Here is a 17,673-nt window from a genome sequence, read left to right as displayed (position 1 = left end):
AGAGGGGTTCACGCCAGCGCGTCGACGGCGGCGAGGGTCTTGCCCCGGCGGTCGCGGACGTGCACGGCGAGGTCCTGGTACTTGTCCCGCAGGAAGCGCTTGAGCGACTTGCCGGTGACCCCGAGCGGGAAGTCGTCGCCGCCGGTGGCGACCTCGACGACGGCCAGTTCGGGTTTCCCGGTGGCCCGCAGGGCTTCGTTGGCCGCGAACAGCACCTTCTCCGCGTCCACGTCCCGGCCCGTCACGACGGCCACGGCCAGCTGTTCCCCGTGGTGGCCGCCGGCCACGACGGTGCAGTCCTCGATGCCGGCGACCTCGTTGAGGATCAGTTCCTCCATCAGCACCGAGTACCCGGGCCCGGCGGCCGTGTGCACGACATCGACCGCGCGGTCGACCTGGTAGAAGTTGCCGTCCTCGTCGCGGTACGCGATGTCGCCGGTCAGCCAGTACCCGGCGAGCTTGCTGCGGTAGTAGGTGTCCTGGTTCCCCCAGTAGCCCACGGTCATCGACGGCGGCTTCGCGCCGAGGAAGCCGTACTCGTACGGCTCGGCGAGCGTCCCGTTCTCCCGCACGATCGCGACTTCGGCGAACCCGACCGACTTGCCGACGCAGCGGTCGTTGCGCTCGGTCGCGAGGGTGCGCGGCTGCATGAGCACGCCCCAGCCGAGCTCGGTGGTACCGAGCCGGTCCAAGAACGCCGCCGGCGGCAGCTCCGGCGACCGGCGGCCGAGGATGTCCTTCAGGTGCCGCTCGTGGATGGCGTCCGCCATGGACACCCAGATGTTCACCGAGTCGAGCGCGCCCTTCGGCGTCTCGATCGCCGCGAGCTCCGGGTAGGCGTGGCCGAAGGCCATCACCATGGTCGGCCGGTGCGTCTCGACGGCTTCGGCCAGCTCGGCGCCGGAGACGTCCCGGTGGACGACCATCGGCTGCCCGCCCAGCACGGCGTAGGCGTTGAAGGACACACACCCCTGGTGCGACTGCGGGAGCGCGTTCAGGATGAGCGCGTCCGGCTCTTCCCGGTAGTTCACCGCACGCCACTTCGGACCGTCCAAAATGGTCTTGTGCGTGTGGATGACCGGCTTCGGCAGGCCGGTGGTGCCGGAGGAGTGCATGAGGCCGACCGGGTCGTCCGGGTGGTGCCGGAACCGGTCGGCGTCCGGCAGCACCGCCGACGGCGGCCCGGACTGCTCGGTGTGCACCCAGTCCAGGTTCAGCCGGTCGAGGTCCGGGGTGATCCGGGCGAGCCGCTCGGCGTCGGTGTAGAGGCCGGTGGCGCCGCTGCGCTCGATCAGCGCCACGGCGCTGTCGCGCTTGGCGTTGCTGTTGATGAGCATGGAGATCGCGCCGATCTGCGCGAGCGCCGACAGGTGCAGGAAGTACTGGAGGGAGTCGGGCGGGAAGACGGCGACCCGGTCGTGCGGCCGCACCCCCCGTTCCAGGTACCAGACCGACCAGCTCTGCACGAGGTGGTCGAGGTCGCGGAGGCTGAACCAGTGCTTCGTTTCCCCGTCGGTGTACGGGATCGGCGTGAGCGAATGGATGAACGGCTCGTCCGGGCGGGGGTTGAGCTCGAGCATGGCGGGCAGCAGGTTCCCGCCGCCGATGCTCGGGTCGGCGAGGACCTGCGCCCGCAGTTCCGGGCTCAGGACGGTCTGGTGCGTGAACTCCATGGCATCACTTTCTGCAGCGGGACCGCGGGCTTTTCGACTCCGCCGCCGAGCGTGCCGGGTGTGTCCATCGGAGACGCATCGGTGCTGCATCAGCGGCGAGAGCGTTGCGGCACAACGGATACCGGCGTCGCACAGCGAGGTCGACCGGTCACCGGCCGGCAACAGAAAACCGTCCGGAGCCGATCGGCTACGGACGGATCGCGGCGGGCCGGGCGGTTCAGCCGATGCTGCACTCCAGGTCGCCGACCGGAGTCAGCGTGGCCCGGCCGAACGTGGTCAGCAGCCCGTCGCCCAGCTCCGGCTCCTCCACCTTCGTCCGCGCGTGTTCCTGGACCAGGTCGTGGAAGTGGTACCGCCCCGCCGCCCGCTGGCGCAGCAGGTGGGCGTCGAACAGCGCCTCCAGCGACCGCTCCGCCTCCGGCACCGGCCGGCCCACCAGCCGTGCCGCGTCGGCGGCGTCGAACTCCTCGCCCGGGCGCGTGGTCGCGCCCAGGACCCGGAACAGCCGGCGCTGCCCGGCCGGCAGCCTCCCGTAGGACACCTCGAGCCGCGACGCCACGCCGCGGTCCTCCAGGCTCAGCTCGGCCAGGCGCGTGACGCGGTCCCGCAGCCGGAACACCAGGTCGTCGAGGGACCACGCCGGCCGGTTGTGGAACCGGCACGCCGCGATCGCCACCGCCAGGGGCAGGTACCCGCAGAGCGCCACCACCTCCGCGACCGCGTCCGCCCGGCCCGCCGTGCGGTCCGCACCGGCGATCCGGGTGAACAGCGCCGCCGCGTCGGGCGGACCGAAGACGTCCAGCGAACGGGCCGTCACCCCGTCGAGGCCGGCCAGCCGGCGGCGGCTGGTGACGATCACCTGCGCCTTTCCCGTGCCGGGCAGCAGCGGCCGGACCTGCCGGGCGTCGAGGGCGTTGTCCAGCACCACGAGGACCCGCCGCTCGGCGAGCTCCGCGCGCCACCGCGCCGCGCGCTGGCCGCAGCCGCCGGGGATCCGGTCCGGCGCGAGCCCGAAGTCCAGCAGCAGCCGCTCCAGCGCCGTGTCCGGTTCGAGCGGCTCCCGGCCGGCCGTGTGGCCGTGCAGGTCGAGGTAGAGGTGCCCGTCCGGGAACCGGTGCGCCAGCTGGTGGGCGAGCCGGACGGCCAGGGTGGTCTTGCCGACGCCGGGCATGCCGTCGATGGCCAGGATGCTCAGCGCGGTTCCCGCCGACCGGTGCACCGACAGGGACCGCAGCTCCTCGGCGCGGCCGGTGAAGTGCGCGGTGTCGTACGGCAGGAACGACCGGCCCGGGGCGGGCTCGGGCCGCCGCTTCGGCAGGTCGTCGCGCAGGATCCGCTCGTACAGCTCGCGGATGCTCGCGCCCGGGTCGACACCCAGCTCGTCACGCAGCATCCGGCGGCCCTGTTCGTAGGCGTTGAGCGCGTCGGCGGTGCGCCCGCACCGGTGCAGGGCCAGCATCAGCAGCTTGCGCGACTCCTCCCGCAGCGGGTGCCGCGAGACGAGCTCGCCCAGCTGCGGCACGAGCGCCGACGCCTCCCCGCCGTCCAGGCGCAGCGCGGCGAGCCGTTCGGTCGCGGTCAGCCGGTTCTCCTCGAACCGCGCGGCGGCGATCTCGAACACGGCGTTGTCCAAACCCGACAGCGCGGGTCCGTTCCAGAGCGCCAGGGCCGCCTCCAGGAGCTCGACGGCCGCAGCTGCCCGCCCGGCCGCGGCCGCCGCGGAGGCCGAGGCGACCATCGCGGTGAACCGGTGCGCGTCGACGCCGTGCGGATCGACGGTGATGCGGTAGCCGGGACCGTCCTTGACCACGAGGTGCTTGGCGGTCCCGAAGCTGCGTCGCAGCGCGGCGACGGCGTTGTGCAGCTGCCTTCGCGCCGTCACCGGCGGCTCACCGTCCCACATGGCCTCCAGCAAGCGGTCCGCGCCGACCACCTTGTTCGCACTGAGCAGCAGCATCACCAGGAGCCGCTGCTGGCGCGGGCCGCCGAGGTCCACCCGCTCCCCGTCGCGCTGGACCCGCAGGGTGCCGAGCAACTCGAAGTACATCCGATCCTCCCCCACCGTACGCGTGCGGCCACCGTACGCGGCAGCGCCCGCCGAACCGGAAAACTTAGCCGAAGAAAGCATTCAGCGAGACGTTAAAATCGACACGGTGTTTTCCGAACAAAGCCAACACGATAGCCCCGCATTCGGTGAGCCGGCTTTCCCGCGTCGTCCGATGACGGCACAAATGACTACATCGAATGCGCGGAGTGAATGACCTTTACGGCGGCGGCGCGAGTGCGGGCGCACGATAGACGGTGACCGCACCCGGACCGCTCAGGCCGAGGTCACCGAGCTCGCCGACCACCGCGGCCGCGAGCCCCGGCCGCGCTTCGACGGCCGCGTGCGCCGGACCATCCACCTCCACCCGAAACCCGGCACCGAGCAGGCGGACGCGCAGATCACCGGGGCGGATCCCCGCCTCGGCCAGCCGCGCGCGCACCGCGATCTCGGCGCGCTCCACCAGACCCAACCTTCCTAAAGAGACGGGAACGCCCACGGAGATACGTGACGCCAGGCAGGGTGCCGACGGCTTGCCGGCCACGGGCAGCGACCACGCGGCGGCCAGCGCCCGGACGTCGTCCTTGCCCAGCCCGGCTTCGGCCAGCGGCTCGACGACCTGCAGCTCACGGGCCGCACGCAGGCCCGGGCGGTGCAGCGCGCGGTGGTCGTCGGCGTGCGTCCCGGTCGCGACGTGCGCGAACCCGCGCCGGAGCGCGAGGGCGCCGACCGCGCCGAGCACCGCCTGTTTGCAGAAGTAGCACCGGTCCCCGGCGTTGTCCCGGTACCCCGGCACGGCCAGCTCGGCGGTCGCGACCTCGGCCAGTTCGACGCCGAGACCGGCCGCGACCTCCCGCGCGGCCACGAGTTCCGCCCGCGCGAGGCTGGGCGAGTCGGCGATCACCGCCAGGGCGCGTCCGGCCGGCAGGGTCCGCGCGGCCGCGGCCAGCACGAGCGCCGAGTCGACGCCGCCGGAGAAGGCGACCGCGACGCTCCCGAGCTCGCGGACCCGGGCCAGCAGCCGATCTCCGATTCCGGCGCGCATTACGGTTTCCCTGCTGGTTGTCCGTTCGCGGTGATCATTTTTCGGCCGAAGAACAGCACTTTTCCCCCAACTCCATTACCGGATTCGGACGGCCTCCCCCGAAACAGTTTACATACGGCGCGCCGGAACGCTAACGTCTCGCGGGTGGTGACGACTGGGGTTACGGCGGCGACCGCCGATCTGGGTTTCGCGCGATTGGATCTCGACCGGGCGGCCCGCACCGGGGATCCGGAAGTGGTGTTCGGTGCGGGGAAGACGCCGGAGCAGATCGCGGCCGCGCTGGCCCGGCTGCACGAAGCCCATCCCGCACGCGCGGTGCTCGCCACGCGGGTCGGGGACGAAGCGCGGGCGCTGTGCCGGGAACGCCTGCCGGAGGCCGCGGTCGACGACACCGGCCGGACGGTGACGCTCGGGACCGCACCGGCACCGCGCGGCCGGGTGGCCGTGGTCTGCGCGGGAACGTCGGACCTGCCCGTCGCCCGCGAATGCGCGACGACGGTGGCGGTGTTCGGCGCGGAGCCGGATCTCGTCGTCGACGTCGGTGTGGCCGGGCTGCACCGCCTGCTGGCCGAACGCGACCGGATCGCCGGCGCCGACGCCGTGGTGGCGATCGCCGGGATGGAGGCGGCGCTGCCCACCGTCCTCGGTGGACTGTGCGGCACGCCGCTGATCGCCGTGCCCACGAGCGTCGGCTACGGCTGGCACCTCGACGGCCTGACCGCGTTCCTCACCATGCTGAACAGCTGTGCCCCCGGCGTGGTGACGGTCAACATCGACAACGGCTTCGGCGCGGGCGTCGCCGCGGCCCGCGTCGCCCGGCAGTCGGTGGCACCGTGACCGTCGCGTGGATCGACGCCGGGAACGGCTGCGCCGGCGACATGCTGCTGGCCGCGCTGGTCGACGCGGGCGCGGACTTCGCCGGGATCGTCGACGGCCTGGGCCGGCTGCGCGTCGACGGCGTCCGGCTGACCGAGCAGGTGGTGCGGCGGCACGGGTTGCGGGCGCGCCAGGTCGTGGTCGAGGCGCCCGAGACGCGGCACGCCCGCCACCTCCCGGAGATCCTCGACCTGATCGCGTCCGCCGCGCTCTCCGGTGCCGCGGAACGCTTCGCCACCCGGGTGTTCGACACGCTGGCCGACGCGGAAGCCGCCGTGCACGGCATCGAGCGGGACCAGGTGCACTTCCACGAAGTCGGCGCGCTGGACGCGATCGTCGACATCGTGGGCTGCGCGCTCGGCTTGGACGCCCTCGGCCTGCTCGAGGCAACCGTGACGGTGTCGCCGATCGCCGTCGGCGGCGGCACGGTGACCGCGGCGCACGGCCGGCTCACCGTGCCCCCACCGGCGGTGCTCGCGCTGCTCACCGCGGCGGGCGCCCCGGTCGCCGCACACCCCGCCGCCCGGGAGCTGTGCACGCCGACGGGCGCGGCACTGCTCGTCACGCTGGCGGACGCGTACGGCCCGATGCCGGCCTGCGTGCCGGCCGGCGTCGGCGTCGGCGCGGGAACGGCCGATCCCCCGGGCCACGCGAACATCGTCCGGGTGGTCATCGGATCGGCCGCGGAGCCGGACCGGACCTGGGCCCGCGCGAAGATGACCGTCATCGAGACCACGGTGGACGACCTCGATCCCCGCCTGTGGCCCGACGTCCTGGCAGCCCTGCGCACCGCGGGCGCGGCCGACGCGTGGTGCACCCCGGCGACGACGCCGAAGGGCCGGCCGGGCATGGTCCTCACGGCCCTGGCGGCGGACGACCGCGTGGACGGCCTCTGCGCGGCGGTGTTCGCCCACACGTCGACGCTGGGAGTCCGGTTGTCCCCCACCGAGCGGCGGTCACTGCCGCGCGACAGCGTGACGGTGGACTACCGCGGCCGCCCGGTGAGCGTGAAGCGCGGCTACCTCGACGGCGTGGTGGTGACGGCCCAGCCGGAGTACGAGGACGTGAAAGCCGCCGCGGCCGCCACCGGCCGGCCGCTGCGGCAGGTGCTGGAGGAAGTCCGCGCGGCCGCGGGATCCTGACCGCGGCCGATCAGGCAGGCGAGGAACCCGCCTCCCGTCGTGATCGGGCCTGGGTTCCCCAGCGTTTTCGGCAAGGGTGAACCGCGCTCGACCAGGAGTACCGGCCCCCGGCGGTGCTCGAAACCGCTCTCCGGCGGCGCCCCGCCGGGCGCCGGTCGGCGGCCTGAGGCCGGGGCCCGCCGGCCAAGGCGATCTGGACAGGAGTCCGATTTATCTGATTGGATCTCCCCGGAGCGTTTTACAACGTTGTAAAAGTGGAGGTCCCCGCCGATGAGAAGAGCCGCTACTGTCCTCCTCGCCCTGCTGGTGGCCCTGGGCGTGGCGTCGGGAACGCCACCCGCCGGGGCCGCCGAGCCCGTGCACGGCCTCAAGGCCGAATACTTCACGCCGTCGGCGCCGGGGGCGCACGACTTCGCGAACCTGGCCGGCACCGCGCTCGACGGGGAGGTCGACCACCCCGACCTGACCTCGGTCTTCGGCCTGGTCGCCGGGCGCACCGAGAACACGACCGCCCGGTGGACCGGGCAGCTCGCCGTGCCGCAGACCGGCGACTACACGTTCTACGCCATCGGCGACAACGGCTTCCGGCTGTTCCTCGAGGGCGCGCCGGTGATCGACCACTGGGTCGGCGACTGGGACAAGGAGCAGACCAGCGCGCCGGTCACGCTGACCGCCGGCAAGCAGTACGGCTTCAAGCTCGAAATGTTCCAGGACACCGGCGGCGCCAACATGTTCCTGCGCTGGTCGAGCGGGAGCATCGCGAAGCAGATCGTGCCGCTGTCGGCGTTCACGCCGCCGGCCGACTTCGCGGTCGTGCCGCGCACGGCGGACGTCTCCAAGGACGGCCGCACGCTCACAGCCGACTTCGACGGCCGGGTGTCCGGGACGAGCGACCTGAAGGACCACCTGCGCATCGAGGTCGACGCGACGCCGATGCCGGTCTCGTCCATCGCGACGAGCCGCACCCGGGCGACGATCCAGCTGGCCGAAAAGGTCCTGAAGGGCCAGCGGGTCACCCTCTACTACGACGGCGCGGGCGCGCTCGCGGTGAACGGCACGAAGGTCGGCAAGGCCGGGCGCATCGTCGCGAACGCGTCGGCCGAACGGCTCCGGACGCCGTGGGGCGAGCACGTCGACCCGCGCAACCCGCTGCCGGAGTACCCGCGGCCGCAGCTCGAGCGCGACAAGTGGCTCAACCTCAACGGCCCATGGGAGTTCTCGGCCGCCAAGGACGGCCAGCAGCCCACGTTCGGCAAGCGGCTGCCCGAAAAGGTGGTCGTGCCCTACCCGATCGAGTCGCAGCTCTCCGGGCTCGAACGGCACGAGGACCACATGTTCTACCGCCGCACGGTCACCGTCCCGCGCGACTGGAACATCGGTGGCGGCCAGCGCCTCAAGCTCAACTTCGGCGCCGTCGACTACCAGGCCAAGGTGTGGGTCAACGGCAAGCTCGTCGCGGAGCACACCGGCGGGTACACGGCGTTCGGCGCGGACATCACCGACGCGCTCAAGCGCGGTGGCGAGCAGGAGATCGTCGTCGCCGTCACCGACACGACCGGCCCGTACCAGCCCAAGGGCAAGCAGTCCGCCAACCCCGGCGGCATCTTCTACACCCCGTCGTCGGGCATCTGGCAGACGGTGTGGCTGGAGCCGGTGGCGGACCGGGGCATCGACGAGCTCAAGACGACGCCCGACCTCACGACGAACTCGCTGGCGCTGAACGTCAAGTCCGCGGGCACCGGCACCGTCACGGCGGTCGCCAAGGACGCGCGCGGCCGGGCGGTCGGCACGGTGAGCGGACCGGCGAACGCGAACCTCAGGCTGGCGGTGCCGAACCCGCACCTGTGGACGCCGGACGACCCGTACCTGTACCAGCTGGAGATCAAGCTGGGCGGCGACCGGGTCAAGAGCTACTTCGGCATGCGGTCCACCGGCATCACGAACGTCGGCGGCGTGCCCAAGCTGACCCTCAACGGCAAGCCGTTCTTCTCCCTGATGCAGCTGGACCAGGGCTTCTACCCGGACGGCCTGAACACCGCGCCGAGCGACGACGCCCTCGTCTTCGACCTGAAGGCGCAGAAGGACCTCGGCTTCAACGCCGTCCGCAAGCACATCAAGGTCGAGCCTGCCCGCTGGTACTACCACGCGGACCGGCTCGGATTGCTGGTGTGGCAGGACTTCGTGTCCGTCGAGGACGGCGACAACCCGGCGGCGCAGCAGGCGTGGCTCAGCCAGGGCCTGGAAGAGATGCACCAGCTGCAGAACTCCCCGTCGGTCTACGCCTGGATCGTGTTCAACGAGGGCTGGGGCGAGTGGGACAAGGCCGCCACCGGCCGGATCACCGACCAGGTCAAGGCCGCCGACCCGAGCCGGATCGTCAACGCCCACAGCGGGGTGAACTGCTGTGCCTCCAAGGGTGACTCGGGCGCGGGCGACGTCATCGACCACCACGACTACAACAACACCGACCCGGCTCGTCCGGACGGCAAGCGCGTGGCGATGGACGGCGAGCACGGCGGCTTCACCCTGCGCACGCCGGGCCACCAGTGGCCGGGCGCGCCGATCGCGATCTACAGCGGGGTGGCGGACAAGGCGGCGCTGACGGCGAAGTACGTCGACAACACCCGCACGTTCTACCTCGGGCAGGCGCGGGCCGAGCTGTCGGCGTCGGTCTACACGCAGGTGACCGACCTGGAAGGCGAGCTGAACGGGCTCTGGACCTACGACCGCAAGCGCATCAAGGTCGACCCGGGTCCGGTCCGCGAGATCAACCGGCGGGTGATCGAGGCCGGCGCGAACGCGGGCAAACCCTACCCGTACGCGGGCAAGGGCGACTGGAACCTCGACGAGCGCCGGGGAACCACCGCGAAGGACACCAGCGGCGGCGGCAACCCGCTGACGCTCACGCCGACCGGGGTGGCGTTCCAGGACGGCGCGTTGCAGTTCACCGGCGGCTCCGCCGACACCTACGGCCCGGTGGTCGACACGACCGGGGACTACACGGTCTCCGCGAAGGTGCGGCTCGACCAGCTGCCCGGCAACTACGCGACCGCGGTGAGCCAGGACGGCCGGGACCGGGAAAGCCCGTTCTACCTGCAGTACGGGCAGGGCGCGTTCGCGTTCAGCACGCCCGGCGGCAACCGGGCCCGGTACGAGGTCGTGCCGGAGATCGGCCGCTGGTACGAGCTCACCGGAGTGCGGGCCGGCAGCGAGATCCGGCTCTACGTCGACGGCGTGCGGGTCGCGACGGCCCCGGCCGGACCGGCGCTGGCCAGCACCGGCGCGTTCACGGTCGGGCGCGCCAAGTACGACGGCCGCAACGTCGACTCCTGGAGCGGCGCGGTCGACGACGTCCACGTCATCGGCCAGGCGTTGACGGACACGGAGGTCGCCCGGCTCTCCTGACGCTCCTCCGGTGACGCGGGTGCCGCCCGGCGCGGCACCCGCGTCGCCGGGAACGAGGTGCCTGGTCCGTGTAGCCTGAGGTCCGTGTTCACGAAGTGAACACGGATTCCAGACGTTCGGCGGAGGCACCTCGTGACCAAACCGACGCGGTCCCCGGAGGCCCGCGCGGACCAGGCGGACATCCAGGCGGTGAGCCGGGTCAGCCAGATCCTCTCGCTGTTCGACCCGGCGACCCCGGAACTGACCGCCGGGGAGGTCGCCGAACGGCTCGGTCTCAACCGCACCACGGCGTACCGGTACTGCACCTCGCTCGTCGCGGCCGGCCTGCTGGAACGCAGCGCCGACGGCGGGTACGTGCCCGGCGGGCTGCTGCTGCAGCTCGGCGCGTTCGCGATCGGGCACCGACGGGTCGTCAACCTGGCGCCACGGCACATGCAGGCGCTCTCGCGCGCGACGCAGACCAGCGTCGTGCTCAGCCTCTGGGGCCTCACCGGCCCGGTGGTCTCGCGGGTCGAGGAGAACGCCTCGACCATCGTCATCGTGTCCGTGCGGGTCGGCAGCCACCTGCCGCTGGACACCGCGCAGAGCAAGGTGTTCCTCGCCTACCACGCCGACCAGCTGTCGATGGAACGCCTCATCGGCACCCTGTCCGGCCCGGCGCGCGACGAGCTGCGCGCGGACGTCGAACGCGTGCGCGCGGCCGGCCGCTGCTCCGCGATGAGCACGCCCGGCATCGTCGCGGTGGCCGCGCCGGTCTTCGACGAGTACGGCATCTGCGCCACGATCGCGATCGTCGGCCCGGACAACACCCTGTCGATGGGCGACGACACACCCGAGCTGAGGGTCGTGGTCGACACCGCCCGCGAGCTCACCCACGAGCTGGGCGGGCACTACCGCCCCGACGACAGCCGGCGCGCGGTGTAGGCAGCCACGATCCACTCAGGACAGTGCGGGAATCGTGCTGTCGTCGGACATGTCGACGTCCTTGGTCTCCGGGCCGAGGAAGCCGCCGAGGCTGATCAGCAGGCCGGCCAGCACGATCAGGACACCCGGAGCCAGGTGCGCGGGCATGACCCCGTCGAACCGCTGCAGGTAGAACTGGTAGAACGCCGGGGCGATCAGCGCGAGGCTGTAGCCGACGCCGTAGCCGGTCGAGCGGATGCTCGCCGGGAACCGCTCGGTCAGGTACGCCGCGATCGGGCCGAACGTGCCGACCGTGAACACCCCGATGAGCACGCCGAAGCCGAGCGCCGCGCCGAAGCCGCCGTTCGAGGCCATCAGCAGCGTGTAGGAACCCGCGCCGATCACGACCATCGACAGGCCGTAGCCGATGTAGAACCGCCGGCGGCCGATGCGCTGGGACAGCACCCGAACACCGGGTAGGACAGCGCGGCGGCCGCGTTGATGACAAGCATGGTCATGGTGACCTCCTTGCTCGACAGGTCCAGGTGGGCCTTCAGCTGCGCCGGCGTCACGGCGGCTTCCATGTTGGTCGCGAGCCACGTCCCGGTCATCAGGATGAACACCTGGCCCAGCGCCCGGGGGTACTTCTTCACCAGCCGGACGAACGGCAGCTTGTGCTTCTCGCCGGTCAGCTCGGCCGGCGGCTCGTGGACCTGCTTGAGGTAGTAGCGGAACAGCACGGCCGCCAGCGCCGCGCCGACGAAGAACGGGATCCGCCAGCCCCACTGGACGTACGCGCTGTGCAGGCCGGCGGACGGCAGCAGCTGCAGCATCAGCAGCGTGATCGCGGCGATCACCGCGTACGCGGCGGGCGAGGTCGACGTGATGATCGAGGCGTAGAGGCCGCGCTTGTGCTTCGGGCTCCACTCCATCGCCAGCGGCACCGCCGTCGTGTACTCGCCGCCGAGGAAGATCCCGTCGACGAACCGCAGGGCGATGAGGGTGCCGACCGACCACATCCCGATCGTCTCGTGCCCGGGCAGGAGCGCGGTCAGCAGCGTGATGGTGCCGAAGCCGCCGACCGCGACCAGCGTCGTCCGCTTGCGCCCGACCGTATCGGCGAAGTGGCCGAAGACGATCGCGCCGAGCGGGCGGCCGATCAGCGTCGACGCGAACACCAGGGACGCCAGGAGCGCGGTGGTGCTCGCGCCGAGGTTGGCCGCCTGGAAGTACGCCGCGGCCGGGGCCAGCACGACGATCGGCAGGTAGATGTCGAACTGGTCGACGAAGTAGGCGAGCGTCCCGCCGCGGATCGCGGCACGCACCTTGGTCGCGTCCGGGCCGTGCGGGGTGCCGGGACGGGCGACCGTCTCCGCGGCGCTGGGCGGTGTGGACATCAGCGTCCTCCGTTGCTCCGAACTGAATGTTCACCAAGTGAACGTCGAACACTCTAAATAGGGGTTCATCGAGACACAAGAGCGGTCGCAGGGTTGACAGACGGTCTTATAGTGAACTTTGACTTCATAATGCGAACGGAAGGCCGCTCATGAGCCCGCGCCCCGCCATCGCCTCCGTCCTGGACGGCCTGGTTGACATGCACGTCCACTCCGGCCCCAGCCCGTTCCCGCGGCGGTTCGACCACGTCGAGGCCGCGCGGGACGGCGCCCGGATCGGGATGCGCGCCATGGTCGCCAAGTCCCACCACCACAACACCCAGATGGACGTCCTCGCGATGCGGGGGCGGCTCGCCGACGTCGAGGCGCAGGTCTTCGGCGGCATCGCGCTCAACAGCACCGTCGGCGGGCTCAACGTCCACGCCGTGCGGATGACCCTGCGCATGGGCGGCAAAGTGGTCTGGTTCCCGACCATCTCCTCCGGCCGGCACCTCGACTGCCACCCCGAGGACGGCGCTTTCCCGACCACCACCGTCCCGCTGACGCTCGAGCGCATCGACATCGTCGACGGCGCAGGTGCCCTCAAGCCCGAAGCGCTCGAGATCCTCGACGAGATCAAGGAACAGCAGGCCGTGCTCAACGGCGGGCACATGTACCCCGAGTACATCAAGACGCTGTTCCAGGAGGCGCACGAGCGCGGCCTGAAGCGGATGGCCGTCAGCCACCCGGACTTCGTCATCGGCGCCGAGCCCGCCCTGTGCCGCGAGCTGATCGAGCTCGGCGCGTTCGTCGAGCACGAGGTCGGCATGTACGACCCCGAAGGCACCCAGAAGTGGGACCCGAAGAACTTGCTGACCTGGATCGAGACGCTCGGCCCGGAGCACACCGTGCTGGCCTCGGACTTCGGCCAGAAGGCCAACCCGAAGCCGGTCGACGCCTGGCTGCGCGTCGGCGAAGCGCTGCTCGACCTCGGGCTGCCGGAGAAGGACCTGCGGCGGATGGTCCGGGACAACCCGGCGTACCTGCTGAACCTCGACGCCTGAAAGGACCCGCTCGTGTACGAAAAGGACGATCCCCGCTCGGGTCTGGCCACCGCGGCCCGGGCCGACAGCGGCGCCGCGATCTCGGCCGCGCAGTACCTCGACCTGGGGGAAACCCCGGTGGTGCGGGCGCAGAACGTCATCCTGATCCACACCGACGCCCGCGGCGGCGACGACCTCGACAACGGCACCCTCGAAGGGGAGCTGGCGATCGTCGTCACCGACGCCTCCCCCGCGTTCACCGTGCGCACCGCCGATGGCGAGACCAAAGTGGACTCACCGGGACTGGTCGTCGTCCCGCCCGGCGCGTCGCGGATCAGCGTGCACGGCGACGGGCCGCTGGTCCGGCTGGTCGAAGCGACCGAGCCCGCGTGGCGCGCGCGCGTGGCCAACGCGGACGCGTACGTCGAGGACCACCCGCGCGTCACGCTGCTGGAGCGCTGGCCGGCGCCCGTCGTAGAACGCGTCCGCTGCTACCCGCTGTCGGACGTGCCGGACGACCCGAAGCGGTTCGGGCGGATCTTCCGCACCCGGTCGTTCATGGTGAACTTCCTGCCGCTGCAGGAGGGGCCGCGCGACCCGCGCAAGCTCTCGCCGCACCACCACGACGACTTCGAGCAGCTTTCCCTGGCCGTACAGGGGGAATACGTGCACCACATCCGGACGCCGTGGCTGCCCGACAGCACCACCTGGCGCGAGGACGAGCACGTCCGGATCGGCAGCCCGTCGGTCACGGTCATCCCGCCGCCGACCGTGCACACCTCCGCGGCGAGCGACCCGGGCGTGAACCAGCTGATCGACATCTTCAGCCCGCCGCGGGTGGACTTCTCGGAGAAACCGGGCTGGGTGTTGAACGCCGACGACTACCCGATGCCGTGAGCGGGCGGACCGGGGGCGGGCTGTTCACCCGTGCGGCCACTCCTGTCGGGACCTGGCTGAAGATCGCCTCGACCGAGCCGGCCGAGATCATGGCGTTCGCCGGGTTCGACTTCGTCGTCATCGACCTGGAACACGCACCGCTGGACCTGGTGACGGCGTACCGGCTGATCAACACCGCGGCGGCGCTGGGCGTGCCGCCGCTGGTGCGGGTGCCGGACAAGACGCCGTCGACGATCCAGAAGATCCTCGACGCCGGGGCGCGAGGCATCCTGGTGCCCCACGTGGACACGGTGGAGGAGGCGGCAGCCGTCGGGCGGGCGTGCCGGTTCCCGCCCCACGGCGTCCGCGGCGCCGGCGGCACCAGCCGGGCGGGATCGTGGGGCCTGCGCCCGAACGCGGAGTACCTCGCGGACGGCAACGACGACGTGCTGTGCATCCCGCAGCTGGAAAGCGTCGAGGCGATCAAGGCCGCACCGGACATGCTCGCGCTGGACACGGTGGACGCGGTGTTCGTCGGCGCGGCGGACCTGTCGATGTCGATGGGTTCGACGCCGGCGTCGCCGGACGTGCTCGACCTGATCGCCTCGGCGATCGCGACCGCGCACGACGCCGGGAAGAAGTGCGGGCTCGCGTTCGGCGGAGTCCCGGAGAAGGCGGCGCAGGCGGTCCGCGACGGCTGCGACTTCGTCTTGCTCAGCAACGACACGACGATGCTGGCCGAAGCCGCTCGCAGCCTGGTCACGGCCTTCCGGGAAGCGACTTCATGACGCTTTCGCTGCCGCGCACGGCGTTGTCGATCGCCGAGCTCGACGACCTCGATCACGACGGGGTCGTGCGGTTCGTGCGGACGCTCGAGGAGTGCGGCCACCGGATGGTCTGGATTCCCGAGGTGAACGGCCGCGAAGCGTTCACGACGGCGGCGCTGGTCCTTTCGGCCACCGAGCGACTGGTCGTCGGCAACGGGGTCGCGCGGGCGTTGGAGCGCGTACCGAAATCGGCGGGCTCGGCCGCGCGGGACCTCGCCGCCGGCCACCCCGGGCGGTACATGCTGGGTCTCGGAGTGAGCGGAGCGGTCCGCGAACGCGGGGTCGGACCGCTGCCGTTCCTGCGGGAGTACCTCGACGGCGTCGAGCAGGTGGCCGCCGGGGTGCCGAAGGTGCTCGGCGCGTATTCGGAAGGGATCACGCGGCTCGCGGCCGAGCGGGCCGACGGGCTGATCACCTTCCTCGTCACGCCGGAACACACCCGCTGGGCGCGCGAGACGGTCGGCGACCTCTTCCTGTCGGTCGTCCAGTGGGCGGTGGTCGGCCGGTCGCGCACCGCCGCCCGCGAAGTCGCCCGGGGCCGGCTCGCCTACTACCTGACGCTCCCCCACCAGCTCGCGAAGCTGCAGCGGCTCGGCTTCACCGATGCCGACCTCGCGCCACCGGGGTCCGACCGGCTCGTCGACGCGCTCGTCGCCTGCGGCACGCCTTCGCAAGTCCGGGAAGCGGCGCGAGCGCAGTACGACGCGGGCGCCACCCAGGTCGCGCTGACGCTGGTCGGCCCGCTCGACGACGCGAAACTCGACGCCTACCGCGCCCTCGCCGAACAGGAGACCTGATGCGCCCGGCCGAAAAGGTCATCATCACCACCGCGATCACCGGATCGGTGAACATCCCTTCGCAGAGCCCGTACCTGCCGCTGTCCGCCGACGAAGTCGCCGACGCCGCGCTGGCGGCCATCGACGCGGGCTCGGCGATCGTCCACCTGCACGCCCGCGAACCGGACGGGCGGCCGACGCCCGATCCCGGCGTGTTCGAGAAGATCGTCGGGCGGATCACCGGCCAGACCGACGCCGTCATCAACATCACCACCGGCGGCGCGTCCTCGATGACGATGGACGAACGGCTCGCGGCCGCCTACCGGCTGCGGCCCGAGCTGGCGTCGCTGAACATGGGGTCGATGAACTTCGTCTACTCCGGGATCGCCGGCAAGGTGACCGAGTGGAAGCACGACTGGGAACGGCCGTACGTGCTCGCCACCTACTCGAAGCCGTTCGTGAACACCTTCGACGAGATCGAGCACACGCTGCGGACGCTCGGCGAGTCCGGGACCCGGTTCGAGTACGAGTGCTACGACATCGGGCACCTGTACTCGCTGGCGTACTTCGCCGAACTCGGCCTGGCGAAACCGCCGTTGCTGATCCAGGGCGTGTTCGGCGTCCTCGGCGGGATCGGCGCCGACCACGCCAACCTCGAGCACATGGTGCGGATCGCGGACAAGCTCTTCGGCGACGACTACGCGTTTTCGGCGTTCGCCGCCGGCCGCGACCAGATGAGCTTCGGCACGCACAGCGCGTGGCTCGGCGGCCACGTGCGGGTGGGGCTGGAGGACAGCCTGTGGATCGGCAAGGGGCAGCTCGCCGAGAGCAACGCCCAGCAGGTCCGCAAGATCCGGGCGGTGGTGGAAGACCTCGGCAAGCCCGTCGCCACCCCCGCCGACGCCCGCGCGATGCTGGCACTTCGTGGAGGGAACGCATGAGCCTGTTGCAAGACAAGGTGGTCCTGGTCGTCGGGGCCGGTTCGGGCATCGGGGCGGACGCGGCGCGCGTGTTCGCGGCGGACGGTGCTTCGGTGATGCTGGTGGCCCGGCACGAAGAGCCGCTGGCGAAACTGGCCGCCGAACTCGGCGACCACGACGTCGCCTACACGACGGGCGATGTTTCTTCGGCCGCCGACGTCGACGCGTTCGTGTCGGCGACGGTCGCGCGTTTCGGCCGGCTCGACGGCGCGTTCAACAACGCGGCCATGGGCGGCGGCGGGCGGCTCGACCGGGTGTCCGAAGCGGACTTCGACCGGATCATGGCGGTGAACGTGAAAGGCACGTGGCTGTGCCTGCGGGCGGAGGTCGCGGCGATGGAGGGCCGGGGCGCGGGCTCGATCGTGAACGTGAGCAGCATCGGCGGCCTGCGGGGCAGTCCGGGCATGGGCGCCTACCAGGCGACGAAGCACGCGGTGATCGGCCTGACCCGCACGGCCGCCCACGACTTCGGGCCACTGGGCATCCGGGTCAACGCGCTCGCCCCGGGCCCGACGGAGACCCCGATGCTGGACGAGCTGCGCCGCACGATCCCGGGCGGCGTGGAAGCCCGCATCGCGGCGACGCCGTTGCGCAAGGCCGGCACGGGCGCGGAAGTCGGCTCGACGGCGGCGTTCCTGCTGAGCGACCGGGCAAGCCACCTGAGCGGAGTGGTCCTCCCGGTGGACGGCGGCTTCACGGCCTGACCGGTC

The 17,673-nt window shown here is 71.7% G+C and carries 15 protein-coding genes; 10 read left to right on the top strand and 5 right to left on the bottom strand.

Going from position 1 to position 17,673, the window contains the following annotated elements; genetic code table 11:
- Window positions 1-8: 8 nt before the first annotated feature.
- From ACWEVN_RS00170 to ACWEVN_RS00160, 3 genes are all read right to left on the bottom strand, one after another.
- Window positions 9-1,673: a class I adenylate-forming enzyme family protein gene (locus ACWEVN_RS00170; protein ID WP_452049630.1), complete on the bottom strand. Its 1,665-nt coding sequence runs from the start codon at window positions 1,671-1,673 to the stop codon at window positions 9-11.
- Between the two features lie 217 nt (window positions 1,674-1,890).
- A complete protein-coding gene (locus ACWEVN_RS00165) occupies window positions 1,891-3,720 on the bottom strand; it encodes a BTAD domain-containing putative transcriptional regulator (RefSeq protein WP_452049629.1) in 1,830 nt (609 codons plus the stop codon).
- Window positions 3,721-3,937: 217 nt separating this feature from the next.
- Entirely contained in the window at window positions 3,938-4,762 is an 825-nt protein-coding gene (locus ACWEVN_RS00160) for an asparagine synthase-related protein (protein ID WP_452049628.1), read from the bottom strand.
- Window positions 4,763-4,909: 147 nt separating this feature from the next.
- Here ACWEVN_RS00160 and larB point away from each other — a divergent pair, with 147 nt between their 5' ends.
- The 4 genes from larB (at window position 4,910) to ACWEVN_RS00140 (ending at window position 11,109) form a co-directional block, all read left to right on the top strand.
- Window positions 4,910-5,599: a nickel pincer cofactor biosynthesis protein LarB gene (gene larB / locus ACWEVN_RS00155; RefSeq protein WP_452049627.1), complete on the top strand. Its 690-nt coding sequence runs from the start codon at window positions 4,910-4,912 to the stop codon at window positions 5,597-5,599.
- Complete coding sequence (larC, locus tag ACWEVN_RS00150) at window positions 5,596-6,780, top strand: nickel pincer cofactor biosynthesis protein LarC (protein ID WP_452049626.1); 1,185 nt, start codon at window positions 5,596-5,598, stop codon at window positions 6,778-6,780. The genes larB and larC overlap by 4 nt, the downstream gene beginning before the upstream one ends.
- 270 nt (window positions 6,781-7,050) lie before the next feature.
- Complete coding sequence (locus ACWEVN_RS00145; protein WP_452049625.1) at window positions 7,051-10,185, top strand: LamG-like jellyroll fold domain-containing protein; 3,135 nt, start codon at window positions 7,051-7,053, stop codon at window positions 10,183-10,185.
- A 132-nt stretch (window positions 10,186-10,317) separates the two neighbouring features.
- Window positions 10,318-11,109, top strand: coding sequence for an IclR family transcriptional regulator (locus tag ACWEVN_RS00140; RefSeq protein ID WP_452049624.1), 792 nt, complete (start codon window positions 10,318-10,320; stop codon window positions 11,107-11,109).
- Between the two features lie 15 nt (window positions 11,110-11,124).
- On the opposite strand, the gene ACWEVN_RS00135 is transcribed toward ACWEVN_RS00140, so the two are convergent.
- Together ACWEVN_RS00135 and ACWEVN_RS00130 are read right to left on the bottom strand one after the other, a co-directional pair.
- Window positions 11,125-11,553, bottom strand: coding sequence for an MFS transporter (locus ACWEVN_RS00135; RefSeq protein ID WP_452049623.1), 429 nt, complete (start codon window positions 11,551-11,553; stop codon window positions 11,125-11,127).
- Window positions 11,490-12,485, bottom strand: coding sequence for an MFS transporter (locus ACWEVN_RS00130; protein WP_452049622.1), 996 nt, complete (start codon window positions 12,483-12,485; stop codon window positions 11,490-11,492). Before ACWEVN_RS00130 ends, ACWEVN_RS00135 begins: the two co-directional genes overlap by 64 nt.
- Window positions 12,486-12,634: 149 nt before the next feature.
- Between ACWEVN_RS00130 and ACWEVN_RS00125 the strand changes: the two genes are divergently transcribed.
- From ACWEVN_RS00125 to ACWEVN_RS00100, 6 genes are read left to right on the top strand one after another with little or no spacing between them, the layout of a single operon-like run.
- Entirely contained in the window at window positions 12,635-13,525 is an 891-nt protein-coding gene (locus tag ACWEVN_RS00125; RefSeq protein ID WP_452049621.1) for a DUF6282 family protein, read from the top strand.
- Between the two features lie 12 nt (window positions 13,526-13,537).
- Window positions 13,538-14,401, top strand: coding sequence for a hypothetical protein (locus ACWEVN_RS00120; protein WP_452049620.1), 864 nt, complete (start codon window positions 13,538-13,540; stop codon window positions 14,399-14,401).
- Window positions 14,398-15,168: an HpcH/HpaI aldolase family protein gene (locus tag ACWEVN_RS00115; protein WP_452049619.1), complete on the top strand. Its 771-nt coding sequence runs from the start codon at window positions 14,398-14,400 to the stop codon at window positions 15,166-15,168. Before ACWEVN_RS00120 ends, ACWEVN_RS00115 begins: the two co-directional genes overlap by 4 nt.
- Window positions 15,165-16,004: an LLM class flavin-dependent oxidoreductase gene (locus ACWEVN_RS00110; RefSeq protein WP_452049618.1), complete on the top strand. Its 840-nt coding sequence runs from the start codon at window positions 15,165-15,167 to the stop codon at window positions 16,002-16,004. The genes ACWEVN_RS00115 and ACWEVN_RS00110 overlap by 4 nt, the downstream gene beginning before the upstream one ends.
- Window positions 16,004-16,924, top strand: a complete 921-nt coding sequence (locus ACWEVN_RS00105) for a 3-keto-5-aminohexanoate cleavage protein (protein WP_452049617.1) — start codon at window positions 16,004-16,006, stop codon at window positions 16,922-16,924. The genes ACWEVN_RS00110 and ACWEVN_RS00105 overlap by 1 nt, the downstream gene beginning before the upstream one ends.
- Window positions 16,921-17,667, top strand: a complete 747-nt coding sequence (locus ACWEVN_RS00100; RefSeq protein ID WP_452049616.1) for an SDR family NAD(P)-dependent oxidoreductase — start codon at window positions 16,921-16,923, stop codon at window positions 17,665-17,667. The genes ACWEVN_RS00105 and ACWEVN_RS00100 overlap by 4 nt, the downstream gene beginning before the upstream one ends.
- Window positions 17,668-17,673: the final 6 nt, after the last annotated feature.

The organism is Amycolatopsis sp. NPDC003861 (genome assembly GCF_053605405.1).
The sequence above is the reverse complement of the archived record's forward strand: the minus strand, read 5'-3'. Positions and strand labels throughout refer to the sequence as shown.